This is a genomic window from Bacillus sp. 22475 (assembly GCF_052044835.1).
GTDB classification, from domain to species: domain Bacteria; phylum Bacillota; class Bacilli; order Bacillales; family Bacillaceae_G; genus Bacillus_A; species Bacillus_A cereus.
Window position 1 is genome coordinate 278,607 of record NZ_JBQENW010000006.1, and the last position, 21,181, is coordinate 299,787.

Below are 21,181 nucleotides of genomic sequence, written 5' to 3' on the forward strand. Positions count from 1 at the left end.
AGGGGGACCTGCAACATGTTAGAAAGAACGTTGCGTGTATTAGAATATAATAAAGTAAAAGAACAATTACTTGAACATACAGCCTCTTCACTTGGCCGTGATAAAGTGAAGAATTTAGTGCCGAGCACTGATTTTGAAGAAATTGTAGAAATGCAAGATACAACGGATGAAGCAGCGAAAGTTATTCGTTTAAAAGGTAGTGCACCATTAGGTGGTATTACGGATATTCGCTCCAATGTGAAGCGTGCAAAAATTGGGAGTATGTTAAGTCCAAATGAATTACTTGATATTGCGAATACGATGTATGGTAGTCGTAATATGAAACGTTTCATTGAAGATATGGCTGATAACGGTGTCGAGCTTCCGATTTTAGAAACTCATGTCGCTCAAATTGTATCTTTATATGATTTAGAAAAGAAAATTACAAATTGCATCGGTGATGGCGGTGAAGTAGTCGATAGCGCGAGTGATAAACTGCGTGGTATTCGTACTCAAATTCGTACTGCGGAAAGCCGTATTCGTGAAAAGCTAGAAAATATGACGCGTTCTTCAAACGCGCAAAAGATGCTGTCTGACTCGATTGTAACAATTCGTAATGAACGTTACGTAATCCCAGTAAAACAAGAATACCGCGGCGTATATGGCGGTATTGTTCACGATCAATCAGCTTCTGGACAAACGTTATTTATTGAACCGCAAGTCATTGTAGAATTAAATAATGCACTGCAAGAAGCACGTGTGAAAGAAAAACAAGAAATCGAACGCATCTTATTGATGTTAACAGAAGAAGTGGCAGTAGAAGCGGATATCGTTTTATCAAACGTAGAAGTAGTTGCAAATCTTGATTTCATCTTTGCGAAAGCTTTTTATGCGAAGCGAATTAAAGCGACAAAGCCGATTGTAAATAACGAGCGTTATATGGACTTAAGACAAGCACGCCATCCGCTTATCGATCCAGAAATAATCGTGCCAAATAACATTATGTTAGGTAAAGATTTCACGACAATTGTTATTACAGGACCGAATACAGGTGGTAAAACAGTTACGCTGAAAACAGTTGGTATTTGTGTGTTAATGGCGCAATCTGGCCTTCACATTCCAGTAATGGATGAGTCAGAGATTTGTGTGTTTAAAAATATATTTGCTGATATCGGTGATGAGCAATCGATTGAACAAAGTTTAAGTACGTTCTCCTCACATATGGTGAACATTGTTGATATTTTAGAAAAAGCTGATTTTGAAAGCTTAGTTTTATTCGATGAATTAGGTGCTGGAACAGACCCACAAGAAGGGGCTGCACTTGCCATTTCAATTTTAGATGAAGTATGTAATCGCGGTGCTCGCGTTGTTGCAACGACGCATTATCCAGAATTAAAAGCATACGGATATAACCGTGAGCAAGTTATTAATGCGAGTGTTGAGTTTGATGTAAATACATTAAGTCCAACTTATAAATTATTAATCGGTGTACCAGGTCGCAGTAACGCCTTTGAAATTTCGAAGCGCCTTGGATTATCTGATCGCGTTATTGACCAAGCACGTAACCATATTAGTACAGATACAAATAAAATTGAAAATATGATTGCGAAGTTAGAAGAAAGCCAGAAGAACGCAGAGCGTGACTGGAACGAAGCAGAGGCACTTCGCAAACAATCTCAGAAACTTCATCGTGAGTTGCAACGTCAAATTATTGAGTTTAACGATGAGCGTGATGAAAAACTATTAAAAGCGCAAAAAGAAGGGGAAGAAAAAGTCGAAGCTGCGAAGAAAGAAGCAGAAGGTATTATTCAAGAACTTCGTCAATTGCGTAAAGCACAGCTTGTAAATGTGAAAGACCATGAGCTTATTGAAGCGAAGAGCCGTCTAGAAGGAACAGCGCCAGAGCTTGTGAAGAAACAAAAAGTAAACGTGAAAAACACTGCGCCGAAACAACAGTTACGCGCAGGTGATGAAGTAAAAGTATTAACGTTCGGTCAAAAGGGTCAATTACTTGAAAAAGTAAGTGATACAGAGTGGAGCGTACAAATCGGTATTCTGAAGATGAAGGTAAAAGAATCTAACATGGAATACATTAACACACCGAAGCAAACAGAGAAAAAAGCAGTCGCAAGTGTGAAGGGTAGAGATTACCACGTTTCATTGGAACTTGATCTTCGCGGTGAACGTTATGAAGATGCAATGATGCGCGTTGAAAAATATTTAGACGATGCCCAGCTTGCAAGTTATCCTCGTGTATCAATCATTCACGGTAAAGGAACAGGAGCGCTTCGCCAAGGTGTACAAGATTACTTGAAGAAGCACCGCGGCGTGAAGAATTACCGTTACGGTGACATGGGCGAGGGAGGCCTAGGCGTAACAGTTGTCGAATTGAAATAGAAAACAACGAAACAAAGGGGAAACCATTATATGTTTATGGACAAACTTGCAAAAGTATTGTTAGCTTGTTGTGGAATATTTTTGGTGATTGGGGTTATTTATTTAGTTGTTTTTGCGAAGTGAAAAAGCGTCAATCGTGGCATAATGATATTGCCATAGATTGACGTTTTTATTATATATGAAAAGGAACAAAACATGAAAATCAACCAATACATAAGCGAAGCAAAATCATGCTCCAGACGTGAAACAGATCGCCTTATTAAAGCTGGACGCGTGGCTATTAATGGCGAAATATGTACGCACGGTGCACTTGTGAGAGATGGTGATGTTGTAACGATTGATGGGCAGGTTATTGCAAAAGAAGAGAAAGAAAAGGTGTACATAGCCTTTCATAAACCAGTCGGAATTACTTGTACAGCAGCTGATCATATTGAAGATAATATTATCGATTATATCAATTACCCAGAACGAATCTTTCCAGTTGGGCGATTAGACAAAGCATCAGAAGGACTTATTTTATTAACGAATGATGGCGCGATTGCCAATCAAATTTTACACGGTGATCACGAACACGAGAAAGAATATGTTGTCACAGTCGATAAACCTTTTACGGACTGGTTTATTGATGAGATGTCCAGCGGTGTAAAGATTAAAGATGGTATGACGAAGCCGTGCAAAGTGACGAGAGTCGATCAATCAACATTTCGTATCGTTTTAACGCAAGGAATGAACAGGCAAATTCGTAGAATGAGTCGTGCTTTCGGATTTACTGTAATAAAGCTAAAGCGAGTGCGCATTATGAATATAGAGCTAAATGAGCTTGGAGTAGGAAAATGGCGGAACATTGCAACTGAGGAATTAGAGATATTAAAAGGGCAGTTATAGGGAGGAAAAATTTTCTCCTTATATTTTTTTGTCAGAAAAAATAAAACTATTGATTTTTTAAAAAATAGCCCATATAATAAAAAACAACAAGTTTCGACAAGATATTTTATAAAAGTAATGATGAGGACATGAGTTGTATTTTACGATTCTCAGAGAGGGAAGCCTTAGGCTGTGAGCTTCCTAATACGAAAAGACAAGCTTACCACCTCTAAACTTCAAGAGTGAACTGCATACATGATGCATTGTAATTCTTGGCGGATAAAACCGTTATCAATTTACACGAGCTATAAAATGAGCTTATTTCGTTATGAATTCATTTTATTAGAATAAGGGTGGAACCACGATTTCAACACTCGTCCCTTTGTTAGGGACGGGTGTTTTTTGCGTTCTTTTACGGGGAAGTATGCTTGAAAGAGGAAATGTGACGGATTTTAATTCAGAATATTTTGTCAATTATTTTTTTAGGAGGTTAGTAGAAATGAAATCATCTTTAAAGTTTTCAGAGATGTTTGCAATAAGTTTAATGTTATTTGCACTGTTTTTTGGTGCAGGCAATATGATTTTTCCACCAGCGTTAGGGCAAGGTGCTGGAACGGACGTATGGATCGCGCTGTTTGGTTTTATCGTAACAGGGGTTGGACTACCTTTATTAGGAGTAATTGTTATAGCTTTAAAGGGAGATATTAATGAGCTAGCAGGACGTGTACATCCTATATTCGCACTTGTTTTTATCACTGCAATTTATTTATGTTTAGGCGTATTCGTAAGTGTGCCGCGTACAGGAACAGTAGCTTATGAGATGAGTGTTGCACCGTTTTTACCAAGTGAGATAGCTGGTCAGTCATATCCACTTGTTATCTTTACACTTATTTTCTTTGCAGTCACTTTCTATTTAGCTTTAAATCCTTCAAAATTAGTGGGTCGTATTGGTAAAGTACTAACTCCGATATTATTAGCAGTTATTGCAATTATCGTAGGTAAAGCACTTATTACACCAATTGGAGAATTTGGTGCACCGACAGAAGCGTATAGTGCTCCTCTCTTCAAAGGATTTATTGATGGATATTTAACTTTAGATGGACTTGCAGCACTTGTTTTCGGAAATGTTGTAATTCATGCGTTAAAAGAAAAAGGCATTACAAATAAAAATAGTATTGCAAAAGTAACAATCTTTGCAGGATTTATTGCAGCACTTGGTTTACTACTTGTATATTTAGCGCTTGCGTATCTTGGAGCTTCTAGTGTATCGCTTGGAATGGGCGCAAACGGAGGAATTATTTTAACAAATGTCGTGAATCATTTATTTGGTAGCTACGGAACTTTATTACTAGGGATCGCAATTACAGCAGCATGTTTAACAACTTCTGTAGGTATTGTTGCAGCTTGTGGTGATTACTTCTCTTCCTTATTACCAAAGCTTTCTTATCAAAAAGTCGTTTTCATTTTCTGTGTATTAGCATTTATGGTAGCAAACCTTGGGTTAACTCAGTTAAATGCATTAGCATTACCAATCTTAATCGCCATTTATCCAATTGGAATCGTACTTATCGTATTATCACTTGTTGAAAACTACGTTCGTCTTCCATTAGCGATGTATGTGGGCGGGATTGTAGGAGCATTTGCAATAAGTTTCTTTGATGGGTTACACAATGCAAACCTTCAAATTGCAGCGCTAGCACCTATTTTAGATAAGATTCCATTATATAGTGTAGGAATTGGTTGGTTAGTTCCAGGCATAATCGGTATAGGATTTGGTTATATAGTTTCTAAGTTTCAAAAGCAGGAAATTGCTGTAGAAAAATAGAGAAAAGAGGCTTTCTATAGTAGAAAGTCTCTTTTTTTGTAGAAAAAGCCACATATAGAGAAATTCAGATATTAAAAATTTTATACGTAATATAGTTGACAAAAAATTTATGAGTAGGCTAAGATTGACTTAGTTGTGGAAATATTGGAAGGGAAGTGAGGGAAAAGGGGTTTCTATAACTAAAGTGTTGTTAGGGGGAAGAAGTGAAAGAAGAGGAGAAGAGATAGTTTATTTTTTTTGATTTACATTGAGAATGATAATCAATAAATGAGTTGTGTAATTTTTTCTCAGTTTCTATGCCTTCATATAAGGAATAGGGTGAGATATTATTTTTAACATTCAATGAGAATGATAATCAATAATGCTTATGTTACATAAAAGAATGCTAATTAAATAATAGGTAGAAGAGATTATTTTTTTTCTTATAAATTGAGAATAATTATCATTTTTAAAAAGTGAAGTGAAAGATAACCAAGGAGGAAACAAGAAAAATGAAAAAGGTTTCTGTATTACCCGCTTTTATTATAACGTTCGTATGTATGCTAGCTTTTCTTGTAATGCCATACGGGAATGCATCAGCAAAACTAGCTGATGGTACTTACGATATTAATTACGTAATTCAAAAAGCGGAAAATGATTCAGCTTCAATGGCAAATGACTATTTTGAAAAGCCAGCAAAATTAATAGTGAAAAACGGTGAGATGAGAGTACAAGTTCCAATGAATCATAGTGCTTGGATTACAGAATTTAAAGCACCAGAGAACGGGAATTTTGTTGATGCGAAAGTTGTTAGTAAAGATGAATCGGCAGATAAAAGAACAGTAGAGTTTAAAGTAGATGATTTATCCAAACCAGCAGCTGTAAAAATTCATGTTGTTGTACCGAATGCAAACTATGACCACCACTACACAATTCGTTTTGCTTTTGATGCAAATGTAAAAGCTGTAGGTAGCGATAACGGCGTAGCTGCTACAACAAAAAATAATGATCAAGCGAAAACAGATACACAAGTAAAAGAAGAGAAAACAAAAGTAGAGAGTAAGGAAACAGCTAAAGAAGCGAACAAAGAAACAAAAAATGAAAATGGAAAAGCTGAAAAAACAGATAACCCAAAAACAGGCGATGAAGCAAGTATTGGATTGTTTGCAGCGTTAATTCTTATTTCAGGTGCTTTCTTAATTCGTAAAGTGAAATTGAGTAAATAAATCTTTTGAAGGGTGATGAATATATGTTTAAACAATTTAAAATGATTATTGCCGTATTTGCTGTTTTATTTACGTTTATCACAACACTAGGTGTACAAGATGCAAAGGCTGCTACAAAACTAGCTGATGGAAAATATAATATTGCTTTTACTGTATGGAAAGGCGATAAAGATGAATCGTCTAGAATGAATAGTTATTTTGAAAGCCCAGCAACATTAACAGTTAAAAATGGAAAACAATATGTTTCATTTAAAGTGAAAGATAGTGCTTCTATTAAAAGTTTCCAAGTAGAAAAAGATGGTCAATTTGTAGAAACAACCGTGTTAAGTGAAAACAAAAAAGATAATACTAGAGTTGTAGAATTTGAAGTTGCTGACTTGTCAAAAAAACTAAATGGCAAGGTGAAAATTAATATTCCAATTATTAATTATAATGCTTCGTATGATATTCGCTTTGTATTTGATGGGAACAGTATTAAATAATTTTCAAAAGGGAGAGTCGTTCCATTGAACAGTTATACAAAAATTATTGTTGCTATGTTTTTAATGATATTTACATTCGTATCAACATTACAACCACTTGCAGTTCAAGCAGCTACTAAGTTGGCTGACGGTGAATATTCAATTGGCTTCAAAGTTTTAAAAGATACATCAGATGAAGAATCGATGATGAATCAATATTCAGTAAGTCCGGGAACTTTAAAAGTGAAGGATGGGAAAAAGAAAGTATCCTTTACATTAACGAATAGTTCATGGATTACGAAGTTTGAAACAGAAAAAGCAGGTAAGCTAGTTGCGACAAATGTAATTAGTGAAGATAAAGAAAAAGATACAAGAGTAGTAGAATTTGATGTAGAAGATGTAGAGAAGGTATTAAATGCAAAAGTAAAAGTAGATATTGATTTTTTAAATTATCATCATGAGTACGACGTTCGTATTGCATTTGATCAAAATAGCATTACACCAATTCATGTAGAAAAACCAAATGAAAAAGAGGACCCAGCTAATAAGCCAGATCCAAATGAAACTACCGATCCAGGTCAGAAGCCCGACCAAAAGCCTGACCCAGATCAACAACCAAATTCTAACACAATTACAGATGGTGCGTACAGCATTCCATTTAAAGTGTTAAAAGATCAAACAGATGAAGAATCTAAGATGAATACTTACATGGTAAATCCAGGAGTATTAAAAGTAGAAAACGGTAAGAAAAAAGCAATTGTAACACTAAAAAGTAGCTCATTAATTAAAAATTTCCAAACGGAAAAAGATGGCGCATTTGTTGATGCAAAAGTAGTGAGTGAGGATAAGGAAAAAGATACAAGAGTAGTAGAGTTTGAAGTAAACGATTTATCTAAAAAACTAAATACAAAAGTATTTATCGAAATGGCATCAAGAAATTATAAGCAAACGCATGATGTACAACTTTTATTTGAACAAGATAAACTTGAACAAATTAAAAATGAAGAGAAACAACCAGAAGTAGAAAAACCGGAAGCAGAAAAACCGGAAGTAGAAAAACCGGAAGCAGAAAAACCAGAAGTAGAAAAACCAGATGAAAATAAAAAACCAGATGCTGAAACAATTAAAGATGGTGAATACAGCATCAATTTTAAAGCATTAAAAGATCAAACAGACGAAATTTCAATGATGAACACATATACAAAAAGTCCAGGTGTGCTAAAAGTAAAAGATGGTAAGAAGTATGTATCATTTACGTTAACGAACAGTTCTTGGATTACAAAATTTGAATTTGAGAAAAATGGTTCGTTTGTTGATGCAAATGTAATAAGTGAAGATAAAAAAGCTGATACACGCGTAGTGGAAGTAGAAGTACCAGATTTATCGAAAAAGTTAAATGCAAAAGTAAAAGTAGATATCGATTCAATGAATTATCACCATTTTTACGATATTCAATTTGCATTTGATAAAGGTAGCATTAAGCCGTTAGATAACCAAGGTGAAAACAACAACCAAGGTGGAAACAACAACCAAGGTGAAAACAACAACCAAGGTGGAAACAACAACCAAGGTGAAAACAACAACCAAGGTGAAAACAACAACCAAGATAATAACACAACAATTGATCCAAAAGCTCTTAAAGATGGTGAATACAGCATTGGCTTTAAAGTGTTAAAAGATCAAACAGATGAAATCTCAATGATGAACACATACACAAAAAGCCCAGGTGTATTAAAAGTAAAAGATGGTAAGAAATACGTATCGTTTACATTAACAAATAGTACATGGATTACGAAATTTGAATTTGAGAAGAATGGTTCTTTCGTTAATGCAAAAGTGTTAAGTGAAAATAAAGAACAAAATACAAGAGTAGTAGAAGTAGAAGTAAACGATTTGTCTAAAAAATTAAATGCAAAAGTAAAAGTAGATATTGATTCAATGAATTATCACCATTTCTACGATGTTCAATTTGTATTTGATCAAGACAGTATTAAAGCTTTAGGGAACCAAGGTGGAAACGACAACCAAGGCGGGAATGACAACCAAGGTGGGAATGGAAACCAAGGTGGGAATGGAAACCAAGGTGGGAATGGAAACCAAGGTGGAAATAATAACCCGAAAGTAATAGTTGATCCGAAAAATTTAGTAGATGGCCAATATGATATTACATTTAAAGTATTAAAAGATAAAACAGATGAGATTTCAAAGATGAATGACTATGTCGTAAATCCAGCGAAATTAATCGTAAAAGATGGTAAAAAATACATTGAGATGACGCTGAAAAATAGTGCGTGGATTACGAAATTCCAAACGGAAAACAAGGAACTATTCGCTGATGCGAAAGTAGTAAGCGAAGATAAAAATGCAAATACGCGAGTAGTACAGTTTGAAGTAGAAGATCTATTTAAAAAATTAAACGCAAAAGTAAAGGTAGACATCGATGAGATGAACTACCATCATTTCTACGATGTACAAATTCAATTTGATACAAATAATATCGGCGCGTTAGGAACTATTAAAGAGGAACCGAAAAATGAACCGAAAAATCTAGTGACTACACCGAAAGTAGATAATGTAAAAACAGTAGGTACTCCTGATTTTAACCGAAATGCAGATGGTCAGAAGAAAAAAGAAGATACAAAAAATGATTCGAAAAAAGAGAAAAACTCAAAAACTGCAGATACAGCACAACTTGGTTTATACATGGTGTTACTGCTAGGTTCACTTGCTTTACTAGTTCGTAAATATAGAGCAGGTAGATTGTAATTTTTGGAGTCTTGATGCATGTTCGTGTGCATCAAGACTTGTTTCATATTGTATGGAAGGGAGTGGTGATTGAGAGTGAAGAAAATCGTAAGTGTACTAATGACTATTATTTTGTTAATGAGTATAGCAGGGTGCTCATCACCAAAAAAAGAAACAGCAGAGCAGGTAAAGAGTGAGAGTAAGGAGCGCGTTGTTGCAACAACAGTGGCTGTTACTGAAATTATGGATGCGTTAGAAGTAGATTTAGTCGGCGTTCCAACAAGTTCTAAAACTTTACCGAAGCGATATAAAGGTTTACCTGAAGTTGGGAATCCAATGAGTCCAGATATGGAAAAGGTAAAGTCATTAAAGCCTTCAGAAGTGTTATCTGTGACAACACTTGAATATGAATTAAAGCCAGTTTTTGATGGTGTGGGTATGAAAGCAAACTTTTTAGATTTAACGAGTTTAAAAAATATGCAAAGTTCTATTAGCGATTTAGGTAAGAAATATGGACGTGAAAAGCAGGCTGAAGCAGTAGTAACTAAGTTAGATAAAAAGGTTGCTAGCATTCAAAAGGAAGTAAAAGGAAAGAAAGAACCGACAGTGCTTATTTTATTAGGTGTGCCGGGCAGTTATTTAGTAGCAACAGAGCATTCTTATATTGGAGATTTAGTGAAACAACTAGGTGGTAAAAATATTGTGCAAGGTGAACAAGTAGAATATTTAGCTTCTAATACAGAGTATTTAAAGAAAGCTGATCCAGATATTATTTTACGAGCAGCTCATGGTATGCCTGATGAAGTTGTAAAAATGTTTGATAAAGAATTTAAAACAAATGACATTTGGAAACACTTTGCTGCGGTTAAAAATAACCGTGTTTACGATTTAGAAGAGCGTTTATTTGGAACGACAGGCAATTTAGCAGCAATTGAAGCATTAGATGAATTGAAAAAAATGATGTATCCGTGATGCATTTTAATATAAAGGAAGAGCAGAATGAATAAAAAAACTTGGAGTTTCCTCATTGTTACTGCATTGCTCATTGTTATGACATCATTGTCAGCGATGAAAGGGAGTTTAGAAGTAGGTATTGTTGAACTTGTACAAGGGATATTTACAGGTGGGAATGAAGATGTTGAAGTCATTAAAGATTTACGTTTCCCCCGTATTATTATTGCGCTGTTCACTGGAGCGGCTCTTGCTGTTTCAGGGGTGCTTTTTCAAGCTGTTATGAAGAATCCACTCGCTGATGCTGGGGTAATCGGTATATCTTCAGGAGCTAGTTGTATGACACTCGTTATTATTACGTTGTTCCCGCAATTCTTTTTCTGGACACCCGTATTCGCCTTTTTAGGTGGTGCGTTTGCGTGTTATCTCGTTTATTCGTTTTCATGGAAGTCAGGGTTAAGCCCGCTTCGCATTATTTTAATTGGTATTGCCATTAATGCGATGTTTACTGGATTAAATGAATCATTCGTTACGATTTGTGGGTATTTTATTAAGAGTATTAAGCAAACGATGACTTCTAACATAACAATGAAGACGTGGGGCGATGTAGAAATAATGGTAACTTATGGAACGCTTGGTCTTATTCTTGCTCTGTTCGTAGGAGCTTGGTGTAACTTATTATCGCTACAAGATAAGACTGCGAAAAACTTAGGCTTGCATGTGACGAGAGTTCGTCTTATTATTTCTGCCATTGCAGTACTCTTAGCGGCAGTATCAACAGCGATTGCAGGTGTTATTGCTTTTGTAGGATTACTAGTTCCGCATATTTCAAGACAATTAGTCGGTTCAGACCATAAAGTATTAATTCCATTTTCTGCTCTTGCAGGGGCGTTATTAATTTTGACGGCGGATACGATTGGAAGGTTAATTGTGCCACCTAACGAAATTCCAGCAGCAACAATTATGGCGGTTATTGGTGGTCCATTCTTAATATTCTTGCTTAGAAAGAGTGATAAAGTTCATGGAAATTAAAAATGTAACCTTTTCATACGATAACGTAACAAATCGTTTAAAGTCTGTTAGTAGTGAAATAGAAATTGGGAAAATTACAACAATCATCGGCCCGAATGGATGCGGGAAATCAACATTACTTAGTGTCATGTCTAGAAATCACGTTCCTAGCAGTGGAGAAGTAATACTTGATGGGAAAGCGATTAGTGAATATAAACCGAAAGAGTTTGCTAGAAAGCTAGCAGTTGTCCATCAACAAAATGAGGCTCCAGCAGATATTACAGTGGAAAAGCTAATAAGCTTTGGGCGTATGCCATATAAAAATATTTTCTCTCCGCAAACAGATGAAGATAGAGAAGCGATAGAGCGCGCACTAGTATGTACGAATTTACAAAGTAAGCGTGATAAGCCAATCTATGCTTTATCTGGTGGAGAGAGGCAGCGAGTTTGGATCGCAATGACATTAGCTCAAAATACACCAATGCTTTTCTTAGATGAACCGACAACATATTTAGATATTTACTATCAGCTAGAAATATTAGAGTTAGTGAAAGAGTTAAATGAAGTGTATGGGCTAACGATTGTAATGGTATTACATGATATTAATCAAGCCATTCGTTATAGCGACCATATTATCGTTATGAAAGATGGAGAGATCATTACGAAAGGTAATCCTAATGATGTAATAACAGAAGAAATGGTTAAAGCAATATATGGTGTAGATGTCATTGTAAAGCAGGATGAAGATACCGGATTGTACATGGTACCTATGGGAATCTAAAGGCTGAGCATAATCCGTTTTGAGGTGATAATTTGAATAGCAAGAAAGGACGGAAAAAGAATTCTTTTTTTCAACGCATACTTACAATTGCATTTTTAGGAATCTTTTTCTATTCAATGTATGAGTTGGGCGGGATTTTCATGGATTATTATGAAAATCGTAAAGTAATGGCTGAGGCACAACATATTTATAAAAGAAGTCCAATGGAAGAAAAATCGGAAGACGGAGAGGTACGTAAACAGTTTCAGGATCTCCAGAAAATTAATCCAGAGATAGTCGGATGGATTACGATGGATGATACACAAATTAATTATCCAATCGTTCAAGCAAAAGATAATGATTACTATTTATTTCGTAATTATAAAGGTGAAGATATGAGAGCGGGCAGCATTTTTATGGACCATCGTAATGATGTGAAATCTCGAAATCGCAATACGATTTTATATGGTCATCGTATGAAAGACGGTTCTATGTTTGGTAGTTTAAAAAAGATGTTGGACAAAGACTTTTTCATGTCCCATCGTAAATTATATTACGATACATTATTTGAAGGATACGACGTTGAAGTTTTTTCAGTATACACGACAACAACGGACTTTTATTACATTGAAACGGATTTTGAAAATGATGCAGCATATACATCGTTCTTAAAGGAAATTCAAGAAAAATCACTGTACAAAACGGATACGGAATTGACGGCTAATGATGAAATTGTAACACTTTCTACTTGTGACTATGCGCTTGATCCAGAGGCTGGAAGGCTAGTTGTACACGCAAAATTAGTAAAAAGAAATTAAAGAAAAAAGTATAGAATATGAGGAGTGATAGATAACGCTTCTCATATTCTATACTTAAAAAAAGAACTGTTTTTACTGTGCTGCAGCCATTGGCATACGTACAACTTTTACATCATAGTAAGCAATTTTATTATCAAGAATATATTCTGGCATCCCGCCTTGATGTGAGTGAGCATCTTTAAATGCGGCGCTCTTTGTCCAACCTTGGAAATCTTCTTTTGCATTCCAGCGAGTGCTAATTGTTACTTCATCATAATCAACTGTATTTTGCGTTAAAAGAACTTCTAGACCTAAAAAGCCTGGCATCGTTTCAACTTTACCTACTTTATTAAAACGCTCAATTAATTTATGTCCATTTCCCTTTGTAATTTTAGCTGTATTTGTAACAATAATCATGTTTATTCCTCCTATAAATGTAGCTATATTTTCAAGAACTCATATACATTAAATGATAATGAAAATCATTATCAATGTCAATGATAAATGTGAAATATATAAGTTTTTTTCTATTATTTTGGACAGTGAGATTTTTATTTCAAAACGTAGTAAATATGTGGCAGTTAAGTGCGAGAATGAGCTAGTTGTACTAGCAAAGCAATAATATGGTATAGTGAAACGAGGCTGTTTTTTCAGGCTCGTTTTTTAAATGCTTCCTATAGAGAAAGCATGCAAATGGAAAGGAAGTTATTATATGCGATCAGAAGTAACTATAAAAATAAAACCGAAATTTATAAAAGAAATTAAAAGTGGATACCCACTTATTTTAAAAGATGCAATTCAAAATTTAAACGATGTTCGTGAAGAAGGGACAATCATCAAAGTAGTAGATGAGAAGAACAACTTTGTCGGAAAAGGTTATTATGGAAAACAAAATAAAGGATACGGCTGGATTTTAACGAGAAAAGAGAGTGAACAAATTAATCAATCTTTCTTTGAAAGTAAAATCAAATCTGCCTTACATAAACGAAAACAATTTTATAAATCAAGTGATACGACAGCATTCCGTGTGGTGAATGGTGAAGGTGATGGTCTTGGTGGATTAATTATCGATTACTATGACGGCTACTACGTAGTAAGTTGGTATAGTGAAGGGATTTACACTTTCAGAGATGAGATTATAGCAGCTCTTCAAAAAGTAGCAAACTTTAAAGGCATTTATGAGAAAAAGCGTTTTGATACGAAAGGGAAATACATTGAAGGTGATGATTTCGTAGCAGGAGAGCGCGGTGAGTTTCCACTTATCGTAAAAGAGAACGGTGTGAACTTCGCTGTTTATTTAAATGACGGGGCAATGGTTGGTGTATTTTTAGATCAACGTAACGTTCGAAAACAAATTCGTGATAAATATGCAAAGGGAAGAACAGTGTTAAATATGTTCTCTTATACAGGTGCTTTCTCTGTATTTGCAGCGCTGGGCGGAGCGAGTAAAACGACGAGTGTTGACCTTGCAAATCGTAGTTTAAGTAAAACAATTGAGCAGTTTAGTGTCAATGAAGTTGATTATGAAGCACAAGATATTATTGTAGAAGATGTATTTCTTTACTTCAAATATGCAGCGAAGAAAAAGATGAAATTTGATATGGTTGTACTTGATCCTCCAAGCTTCGCCCGATCAAAAAAATATACATTTAGTGCAGCAAAAGATTATAAAAATTTATTAAAAGAAACAATTGCTATTACAGAAAATAACGGTATTATCGTTGCTTCTACAAATTGTAGCGCATTCGATATGAAAAAGTTTAAAGGCTTTATCGATACAGCCTTTAAAGAAATGAATGGCAAATATAAAATATTAGAAGAACATTCTTTACCAGAAGATTTCCGTACCATTGATCAATTTAAAGAAGGAGACTACTTAAAAGTAGTTTTCATTGAGAAAATTAAAGGTTAATAAAGAAAAGGAGCTCGAGTTTACTTGAGCTCCTTTTCTTATTGAACGATATTTTGTACTCTACCGACTTGCCCGTCCTGCAATCGCACTTTAATGCCATGCGGATGGGAAGGGGAGTTTGTTAAAATATCTTTTACAATTCCACGTGTTAATTTGCCTGTTCGTTGATCTTGTTTTAATACAATATCAACTTTAAGACCAGGAGCGATATTAGAACGTTTTTGTCCGTTCATTTACACACCTGTACGTCTACGTTGGTTGTTTGTTTTCTTTGTTTGTTGGTTTTGTAATTTTTTCGTTTCTTGGTTTTGATTTTTTGCATTTTGACCATTTCCATTTCCTTGCTTTTTCTTAGCAAGTTGTTCGCGCATTAAATCAGCTAAGCTTACTTTTTTATTCTCTGACATGATAAGTCTCCTTTATATAAAGTTAATTATGAACAATCGTAGTGAATTTCATCATATCATTGTTAAGGAAGGAAGGGAAGTTGGTTTGAAAATTCATATAATTGTTTCCAGCATTCATTCGTTGCGATACAATTGATATGTTAATGTTTGTAAAAAAGGGGATAGACATATGTCACATCATATTTTATTAGTTGAAGATGATATTTCAATTCAAGAGATGGTGGAAAAGTATTTAATAAAGGAAGGCTTTCAAGTTACGATTGCGTCTGACGGAGAAGAAGGGGTGCAAGCCTTTTTTAAATCATCTTTTGATTTAGTGATTCTTGATATAATGATGCCAAAGTTAGACGGATTAGAGGTTGTACGTATTATTCGTGAAAAAAGTGCGGTTCCGATTTTAATGATGTCGGCAAAAGATACAGATGTTGATAAAGCTGTTGGATTAGGACTTGGAGCAGATGATTACATTTGTAAGCCGTTTTCTATGATTGAATTGGCTGCACGTGTAAAAGCAGGGATTCGGAGGTCTACGAAATACTCGGCTACAGAAACAATAGAAAAAATGATTCAAATTGGTGATTTAACAATTGATCCAATTAATTTTACAGTTGAAAAAAACGGGAAGCCTCTCAAACTTACTTTAAAAGAATTTGAGATTTTAAAGCTATTCGTAAAGAACCAAAATCGTGTATTTACAAAAGCGCAAATATATACGTTAGTTTGGAATGAAGAGTATTACGGTGATGATAACGTTATTAATGTTCATATGAGAAGATTGCGTGAGAAAATCGAAAGTGATCCATCTAATCCAGAATATATTAAAACGTTATGGGGTATCGGCTATAAGTTGGAAGTGATGTAATATGGTCAATTTGTTAATAGGTATTATTTTTATATTGTTATGTGTTATTTATATGCAATATAGAATGAGAAAAAATAGTAGTAAAAATTTACGATACACATATGAAAAGTTAGAAAGTATTGTAAATGACAAAACAGGCGAGACGTTACTCGTTATGACAGATGATCTAGAATTGCAAAAATTATTAGTGGCAATTAATCAATTATTAGATGCAAAACAGAAAACGAATGCAGATCATGCAAAAGTAGAAATTTCGATGAGAAAAATGCTTTCAAATATTTCGCATGACTTGAAAACACCACTAACAGTTATTCTTGGATATACAGAAATGTTAAATAAGGATAAAACGATAAATAAAGAAGAACAACAAATATTACTTGAAAAAGTGCATACGAAAACACTAGAAGTGATGGAGTTAATTCATAAGTTTTTTGACTTGGCAAAATTAGAATCTGGTGACAAAGCAATTGAAATGACAAAAGTAAATATGAATGAAGTTTGCCGCGAGAAGATTTTATCTTTTTATGATCTAGTGACGACGAAAGGTTTTCAGGTTCATATTGATATACCAGAAAGAAATATATACGCACTTGGAAATGTAGAAGTATTAGGTAGGGTATTGAATAATTTAATATCAAATGCGATTACATATGGAGACGATGGAAAGGCACTTGGTATGACGTTAAGAGATGATGAAACGAGTGTGTATATAGACGTATGGGATAAAGGAAAAGGGATTGATGAATCTCATATTGATAAAGTATTTGAGCGTATGTACACACTTGAAGATTCAAGAAATAGATTGTACCAAGGAAGCGGTCTAGGATTAACGATTACGAAACGGCTTGTGGAAGCGATGGACGGAAAAATTCACCTTTCTAGTAAACCGTATGAAAAAACAATTTTTACAATTGTATTAACAAAGATGCAGTTTTAGCTTGTAGAGCAGTAGATTCTACAAGCTTTTTTTCAGCGTAAGGAATTTGTAAGAAACGGGTAAGAAAAAAGAGATTTCCGTTGTCTATTATAGAAATATAGAGTATTGCGAAAGGGGAAAGTAACATGACATATATATTAAAAACAAACCAGTTAACGAAAGTGTTTAAAGGGAAAGAAGTTATTTCCAGTGTTAACATGCATGTGAAAAAAGGAGAAATTTACGGTTTTTTAGGACCAAACGGTGCTGGTAAAACAACGATTATGAAAATGATTACAAATTTAATAAAACCGACGAGTGGTGATATTGAAATCTTCGGTGAGAAATTAACAGATACATCTTATGAAGTATTAAAAAGAATGGGGACAATTATTGAATACCCAATCTTTTATGATAAATTAACGGCGAAAGAAAACTTAGACCTGCATTGTGAATATATGGGCTACTACGATAAAAATGCAATTGACCATGCTTTACATTTAGTGAAACTACACGGGATAGATAATAAAAAAGTAAAAGATTTTTCATTAGGAATGAAACAACGACTCGGTATTGCAAGGGCAATCGTGACAAAGCCAGAATTGCTCATTTTAGATGAACCAATTAACGGTTTAGATCCAATTGGCATTAAAGAGTTACGAGACTTATTTAAAATGCTCTGCAAAGAATATGGCATTACATTATTAGTTTCTAGTCATATTTTAGGTGAGATGGAACTAATGGCGGATACAATTGGTGTGATTCAAAATGGAAAACTAATAAAAGAAGTTTCAATGAAGAGTATTAACGGAAAACAAACAGAGTATATTGAAATTACTGTTCCTGATGTGAAACGTGCAGCTTATATTTTAGAGGATAAACTTGGTATAAAAAATTACAAAATAATGAGCGGAAACATGATTCGGGTTTATGAAGTGGCGGTGACACAGCAAGCCATTTCAAAAGCACTTATTATGAACGATGTGGAAATTGAAAGTATTAATAAAAAACATAGTTCCTTAGAAGAATATTTCTTAAATGTAATGGATGGAGAAGGTATTCATGCTTAATGGACTGTGGCTGAATCTGGTAAGTGGATTTATCGTAATGCTAATAAGTGGAATTTTATATTATAGAAAACCAGAGCGGAAATGGTTGTTCATTGTACTAGTGATAGGAATGTTAAGCTTCGTTACTGCTGGAATTAGAATGTTAGCAGCGTAGAGACAGGTATATAAAGAATGGAGGCGTAATTTATATGTTTAAATTAATGAAGCTCGAATGGAAGAAACATAAATTATCTAGTTACTTTAAAGGGGTAGCAATTTGTATTATAGCAATTTTCGCTGCAGTAAGCCTTATGGCGTGGGGAATTAAAGCCGAGGGAGACGTGCTCTTCTTTGACTTCACGCAACAAATGGTTTTAATAAACACTTTTATTAGGATAACATTCATTATTTTTAGTTCGGTCATTTTATCACGTTTAGTAATTGATGAGTATAAGAACAAAACAATGCAACTACTATTTATGTACCCATTGCAACGAAAAATGCTAATGAGAGCGAAATTAACAATTGTTTTTTGTTTTTGTTTTGTGAGCACGATTATCGCTACTTTCAGTATCAGTTTGCTTGTATATTTTGTGAGTCCAATGATGGGACTGATTGAAACACCAGCTACGATAGGTGAAATAATATCTATCGTTCCAACTACTTTTATAAGTGCATTTATGATATCTGGTATAAGTTTAATTCCTTTATTTTTTGGGATGAGAAAGAAATCGACACCTACAACAATTACTTCTGCAGTAATAATCGGAATGATAATTAGTAGTAACTTTGGTCCTGGAAACGGTCAAGTAAGTCTGTTTAATTTTATAGCTATCCCAATCGTGCTCTGTTTATTAGGAATTTTCATTAGTTATCTATCGTTTCGTAAAATCGACAAGATCGATGTGGCGTGAAGCAAGCTTAAAACAAAAAACGAACTGGGGTATGAATGGTGAAAAAAATAATAGTAATTGCAATATTATTCATTACAATTGCTAGTGTAGTTTTTGGTATTAAGGTATTTCAGGGGAAAGATTTTAAGAAAGAAAAGTCTTTTGAGATAAATAATATAAAAGCAATAGAAGTAGACATTGAAAACTGGAATCTTGAATTTAAAAGTACAGACGCTAATAAAATAGTAATTTCCGCTCAAGGTGAACAAGCAGATAAAGAGATAGATCCCGTCAAAATAGAAAATGATGAAAATAAACTTGTGATTAAGCAAAAACAAAAGGTGAACAGATTTTTTTATGGTTTTACGTTTAGGAAGAAAAATAGTATATCTATAGCTATTCCGAAGAAAGAAATAGATAAAATTGTATTAAATAATAAATCGGGTGATGTGAAAATAAACGATATAGTAGTAAAAAGCATCGTGACAAGAGGAAAATCTGGAGATGGAATGATTACAGGACTATCGGCAGAGAAGGGTGAATTTACATCCGAAAGTGGAGATTTAATGTTAAAAGATAGTTCATTACAAGAAGTAAATATAACTTCCACTACTGGTGATAATTATGTAAAAAATGTAAAAAACGAAAATATGAACATCACTTCAACATCTGGGGAAGTATTACTGAAAGATATGACAGAAGGAAAATCATTATTTGTAGAAACAAAATCAGGGGATATTGGCGTACGGTATAAAGGTGCCCCAGCATCATTGAAGCTTATGGCTAAAAGTAATTCGGCTGACGTAATAGTGGATTTAAAAAGATTTAAGAAAGATAAAAGTACAGAAAAAATAAAAGAAGGAACTATTGGTGATGCAAAAAACGAAGTGAAGATTTTAAGTAAAAAAGGGGCAATTTATATTGATTAAATTTTAAAGGGAAGGAGGACCATCATGCTACGTCTTATGAAGCTAGAACTGAAGAAAATTAAACTTGGCTGGTACGTGAAGAGAGCAGTAATTGCAAATCTTGCTATACTGGCATTATTGATTTTTGTTAGCATCGTTTCTCAAATAGAGGGAGATCCAGAAATAAGAGATCCGCAGGCGATTTTGTTAATGGCTAGTTCAATAGTGAGAGCAACATTTATTATTTTTGGTGCTGTACTAATAGCTAAGTTAATAATTGATGAATATAAAAACAAAACAATATTATTGATGTTTTCTTATCCAATTAATCGAAAGAAAATAATGATTAGTAAGTTGGCTATTACAGCAATATTAACATTCATAACAGTTATTCTATCTAATATTTTTGTAGTGGGAATTTTCATTGGAATAGATAGTTATTTTTCGATTCTTCCTAATTCATTCGCAGTAGATCAATTGATTCAAGAAGGGATAAATCTCGTTCCTTTAGCCATTGCCACTGCGGGAATAAGCTTAATTCCTCTATACTTCGGAATGCGTAAACGTTCAGTGCCAACTACTATTGTTTCGTCTATTATCGTTGTGCTAATCGCAATTAATAACCCACCAATATTTCCTATAGCGACCTTTCTTCCTCTTCAATTCGCATTTGCAGTGATTGGTGTGGTGATTGCATATTACGGAATAAAAAATATAGAGAAGGAAGATATAACAGTCTGACAAGAATAAATAAAAAAAGAGTTGGCGTTTGAACTGCACCCCAATTGTTAGACACAGTCTAACAATTGGAGGTGCAGTTTTTCTATGGCTAAATTTACAGCTGATGAAAAAATACAAATCGTTCTACGTTATTTGAACGGAAATGAAAGTTATCGAGAAATGGGTAGATCGCTCGGTATAAGTGACACAATCATTTTGAATTGGGTAAACCAATATAAACAGAATGGTCTGGAAGCTTTTCTAAAACGATGTACAAATTACACACAACAATTTAAACTAGACATACTAAACTTTATGATTGAAAACGGTATGTCCTTATTTGAGACAGCAGCTATCTTTAATATTCCTGCCCCTTCAACGATTTCTGTTTGGAAAAAACAGCTCGAAACACAAGGAATTGATGCCCTTCAATCTAAGAAAAAGGGGCGTCCATCCATGAAAAAAGATTCAAATAAACAATTAAAACAACCTTTAGCTGAAGGGTCAGTCGAAGCACTT

Annotated in this window: 22 protein-coding genes and 1 other annotated feature; of the genes, 19 read left to right on the forward strand and 3 right to left on the reverse strand. The window is 34.3% G+C overall.

Annotated features, from left to right (window positions below):
* Nucleotides 1-15 precede the first annotated feature (15 nt).
* From ACTJJY_RS13085 to srtB, 10 genes are all read left to right on the forward strand, one after another.
* Entirely contained in the window at nucleotides 16-2,376 is a 2,361-nt protein-coding gene (locus ACTJJY_RS13085; RefSeq protein WP_440605675.1) for an endonuclease MutS2, read from the forward strand.
* A 195-nt stretch (nucleotides 2,377-2,571) separates the two neighbouring features.
* On the forward strand, nucleotides 2,572-3,261 hold the full coding sequence (locus ACTJJY_RS13090; RefSeq protein ID WP_440605676.1) for a 23S rRNA pseudouridine(2604) synthase RluF: 690 nt from the start codon (nucleotides 2,572-2,574) through the stop codon (nucleotides 3,259-3,261).
* Between the two features lie 108 nt (nucleotides 3,262-3,369).
* Nucleotides 3,370-3,625 (forward strand) — a binding site (T-box leader).
* A 114-nt stretch (nucleotides 3,626-3,739) separates the two neighbouring features.
* Nucleotides 3,740-5,065, forward strand: a complete 1,326-nt coding sequence (brnQ6, locus tag ACTJJY_RS13095; RefSeq protein ID WP_000842650.1) for a branched-chain amino acid transport system II carrier protein BrnQ6 — start codon at nucleotides 3,740-3,742, stop codon at nucleotides 5,063-5,065.
* A gap of 491 nt (nucleotides 5,066-5,556) precedes the next feature.
* On the forward strand, nucleotides 5,557-6,270 hold the full coding sequence (isdC, locus tag ACTJJY_RS13100) for a heme uptake protein IsdC (RefSeq protein ID WP_440605677.1): 714 nt from the start codon (nucleotides 5,557-5,559) through the stop codon (nucleotides 6,268-6,270).
* A gap of 23 nt (nucleotides 6,271-6,293) precedes the next feature.
* The gene (locus ACTJJY_RS13105) at nucleotides 6,294-6,752 is read left to right on the forward strand and encodes an NEAT domain-containing protein (RefSeq protein ID WP_440605678.1); all 459 of its coding nucleotides are present in this window, start codon (nucleotides 6,294-6,296) and stop codon (nucleotides 6,750-6,752) included.
* Between the two features lie 24 nt (nucleotides 6,753-6,776).
* Nucleotides 6,777-9,497, forward strand: coding sequence for an NEAT domain-containing protein (locus tag ACTJJY_RS13110; protein WP_440605679.1), 2,721 nt, complete (start codon nucleotides 6,777-6,779; stop codon nucleotides 9,495-9,497).
* Nucleotides 9,498-9,566: 69 nt separating this feature from the next.
* The gene (gene isdE / locus ACTJJY_RS13115; protein ID WP_440605680.1) at nucleotides 9,567-10,448 is read left to right on the forward strand and encodes a heme ABC transporter substrate-binding protein IsdE; all 882 of its coding nucleotides are present in this window, start codon (nucleotides 9,567-9,569) and stop codon (nucleotides 10,446-10,448) included.
* A gap of 27 nt (nucleotides 10,449-10,475) precedes the next feature.
* Nucleotides 10,476-11,459 (forward strand): FecCD family ABC transporter permease, encoded by a 984-nt coding sequence (locus ACTJJY_RS13120; protein WP_440605681.1) that lies wholly within the window; start codon nucleotides 10,476-10,478, stop codon nucleotides 11,457-11,459.
* A complete protein-coding gene (locus ACTJJY_RS13125) occupies nucleotides 11,449-12,219 on the forward strand; it encodes an ABC transporter ATP-binding protein (protein WP_000403765.1) in 771 nt (256 codons plus the stop codon). The genes ACTJJY_RS13120 and ACTJJY_RS13125 overlap by 11 nt, the downstream gene beginning before the upstream one ends.
* Nucleotides 12,220-12,251: 32 nt before the next feature.
* Nucleotides 12,252-13,016, forward strand: coding sequence for a class B sortase (gene srtB, locus ACTJJY_RS13130; protein WP_440605682.1), 765 nt, complete (start codon nucleotides 12,252-12,254; stop codon nucleotides 13,014-13,016).
* Nucleotides 13,017-13,088: 72 nt separating this feature from the next.
* Here srtB and isdG read toward each other — a convergent pair whose 3' ends face one another.
* Nucleotides 13,089-13,412, reverse strand: coding sequence for a heme oxygenase (gene isdG / locus ACTJJY_RS13135; RefSeq protein WP_000587818.1), 324 nt, complete (start codon nucleotides 13,410-13,412; stop codon nucleotides 13,089-13,091).
* Between the two features lie 295 nt (nucleotides 13,413-13,707).
* On the opposite strand from isdG, the gene ACTJJY_RS13140 reads away from it, so the two are divergent.
* Nucleotides 13,708-14,907, forward strand: a complete 1,200-nt coding sequence (locus ACTJJY_RS13140; RefSeq protein WP_053563583.1) for a class I SAM-dependent rRNA methyltransferase — start codon at nucleotides 13,708-13,710, stop codon at nucleotides 14,905-14,907.
* Nucleotides 14,908-14,945: 38 nt separating this feature from the next.
* Here the strand turns inward: ACTJJY_RS13140 and ACTJJY_RS13145 are convergent, their stop codons facing one another.
* On the reverse strand, nucleotides 14,946-15,140 hold the full coding sequence (locus tag ACTJJY_RS13145; protein WP_098096612.1) for a YwbE family protein: 195 nt from the start codon (nucleotides 15,138-15,140) through the stop codon (nucleotides 14,946-14,948).
* Nucleotides 15,141-15,314: a hypothetical protein gene (locus ACTJJY_RS13150; protein WP_001293576.1), complete on the reverse strand. Its 174-nt coding sequence runs from the start codon at nucleotides 15,312-15,314 to the stop codon at nucleotides 15,141-15,143.
* Between the two features lie 169 nt (nucleotides 15,315-15,483).
* Between ACTJJY_RS13150 and ACTJJY_RS13155 the strand changes: the two genes are divergently transcribed.
* The 8 genes from ACTJJY_RS13155 to ACTJJY_RS13190 all read left to right on the forward strand — a co-directional run.
* The gene (locus ACTJJY_RS13155; protein WP_075719095.1) at nucleotides 15,484-16,176 is read left to right on the forward strand and encodes a response regulator transcription factor; all 693 of its coding nucleotides are present in this window, start codon (nucleotides 15,484-15,486) and stop codon (nucleotides 16,174-16,176) included.
* 1 nt (nucleotide 16,177) lies between these two features.
* A complete protein-coding gene (locus ACTJJY_RS13160) occupies nucleotides 16,178-17,113 on the forward strand; it encodes a HAMP domain-containing histidine kinase (RefSeq protein ID WP_061660443.1) in 936 nt (311 codons plus the stop codon).
* A 125-nt stretch (nucleotides 17,114-17,238) separates the two neighbouring features.
* Nucleotides 17,239-18,162, forward strand: coding sequence for an ABC transporter ATP-binding protein (locus tag ACTJJY_RS13165; RefSeq protein ID WP_440605683.1), 924 nt, complete (start codon nucleotides 17,239-17,241; stop codon nucleotides 18,160-18,162).
* Nucleotides 18,155-18,316: a hypothetical protein gene (locus ACTJJY_RS13170; protein WP_000931813.1), complete on the forward strand. Its 162-nt coding sequence runs from the start codon at nucleotides 18,155-18,157 to the stop codon at nucleotides 18,314-18,316. The genes ACTJJY_RS13165 and ACTJJY_RS13170 overlap by 8 nt, the downstream gene beginning before the upstream one ends.
* A gap of 34 nt (nucleotides 18,317-18,350) precedes the next feature.
* Nucleotides 18,351-19,055 carry an ABC transporter permease gene (locus ACTJJY_RS13175; RefSeq protein ID WP_071740102.1) on the forward strand — a complete coding sequence of 235 codons (705 nt, stop codon included), beginning with the start codon at nucleotides 18,351-18,353 and terminating at the stop codon, nucleotides 19,053-19,055.
* A gap of 35 nt (nucleotides 19,056-19,090) precedes the next feature.
* Complete coding sequence (locus tag ACTJJY_RS13180) at nucleotides 19,091-19,963, forward strand: DUF4097 family beta strand repeat-containing protein (RefSeq protein ID WP_440605684.1); 873 nt, start codon at nucleotides 19,091-19,093, stop codon at nucleotides 19,961-19,963.
* A 24-nt stretch (nucleotides 19,964-19,987) separates the two neighbouring features.
* Nucleotides 19,988-20,683 (forward strand): ABC transporter permease, encoded by a 696-nt coding sequence (locus ACTJJY_RS13185; protein ID WP_440605685.1) that lies wholly within the window; start codon nucleotides 19,988-19,990, stop codon nucleotides 20,681-20,683.
* An 84-nt stretch (nucleotides 20,684-20,767) separates the two neighbouring features.
* Nucleotides 20,768-21,181: transposase (locus ACTJJY_RS13190; RefSeq protein ID WP_440605686.1), on the forward strand; the 414-nt coding region annotated here is incomplete at its 3' end.

What these genes read in the sequence shown, in the direction of transcription:
- ACTJJY_RS13185 (WP_440605685.1), top strand. Translation starts at nt 19,988, where the DNA reads ATGCTACGTCTTATGAAGCTAGAACTGAAGAAAATTAAACTTGGCTGG.
- ACTJJY_RS13090 (WP_440605676.1), top strand. Translation starts at nt 2,572, where the DNA reads ATGAAAATCAACCAATACATAAGCGAAGCAAAATCATGCTCCAGACGT.
- ACTJJY_RS13150 (WP_001293576.1), bottom strand. Translation starts at nt 15,314, where the DNA reads ATGTCAGAGAATAAAAAAGTAAGCTTAGCTGATTTAATGCGCGAACAA.
- ACTJJY_RS13120 (WP_440605681.1), top strand. Translation starts at nt 10,476, where the DNA reads ATGAATAAAAAAACTTGGAGTTTCCTCATTGTTACTGCATTGCTCATT.
- ACTJJY_RS13145 (WP_098096612.1), bottom strand. Translation starts at nt 15,140, where the DNA reads ATGAACGGACAAAAACGTTCTAATATCGCTCCTGGTCTTAAAGTTGAT.
- ACTJJY_RS13125 (WP_000403765.1), top strand. Translation starts at nt 11,449, where the DNA reads ATGGAAATTAAAAATGTAACCTTTTCATACGATAACGTAACAAATCGT.
- ACTJJY_RS13085 (WP_440605675.1), top strand. Translation starts at nt 16, where the DNA reads ATGTTAGAAAGAACGTTGCGTGTATTAGAATATAATAAAGTAAAAGAA.
- ACTJJY_RS13160 (WP_061660443.1), top strand. Translation starts at nt 16,178, where the DNA reads ATGGTCAATTTGTTAATAGGTATTATTTTTATATTGTTATGTGTTATT.
- isdG (WP_000587818.1), bottom strand. Translation starts at nt 13,412, where the DNA reads ATGATTATTGTTACAAATACAGCTAAAATTACAAAGGGAAATGGACAT.
- ACTJJY_RS13165 (WP_440605683.1), top strand. Translation starts at nt 17,239, where the DNA reads ATGACATATATATTAAAAACAAACCAGTTAACGAAAGTGTTTAAAGGG.
- ACTJJY_RS13170 (WP_000931813.1), top strand. Translation starts at nt 18,155, where the DNA reads ATGCTTAATGGACTGTGGCTGAATCTGGTAAGTGGATTTATCGTAATG.
- ACTJJY_RS13175 (WP_071740102.1), top strand. Translation starts at nt 18,351, where the DNA reads ATGTTTAAATTAATGAAGCTCGAATGGAAGAAACATAAATTATCTAGT.
- ACTJJY_RS13155 (WP_075719095.1), top strand. Translation starts at nt 15,484, where the DNA reads ATGTCACATCATATTTTATTAGTTGAAGATGATATTTCAATTCAAGAG.
- ACTJJY_RS13105 (WP_440605678.1), top strand. Translation starts at nt 6,294, where the DNA reads ATGTTTAAACAATTTAAAATGATTATTGCCGTATTTGCTGTTTTATTT.
- ACTJJY_RS13140 (WP_053563583.1), top strand. Translation starts at nt 13,708, where the DNA reads ATGCGATCAGAAGTAACTATAAAAATAAAACCGAAATTTATAAAAGAA.
- ACTJJY_RS13180 (WP_440605684.1), top strand. Translation starts at nt 19,091, where the DNA reads ATGGTGAAAAAAATAATAGTAATTGCAATATTATTCATTACAATTGCT.
- isdC (WP_440605677.1), top strand. Translation starts at nt 5,557, where the DNA reads ATGAAAAAGGTTTCTGTATTACCCGCTTTTATTATAACGTTCGTATGT.
- brnQ6 (WP_000842650.1), top strand. Translation starts at nt 3,740, where the DNA reads ATGAAATCATCTTTAAAGTTTTCAGAGATGTTTGCAATAAGTTTAATG.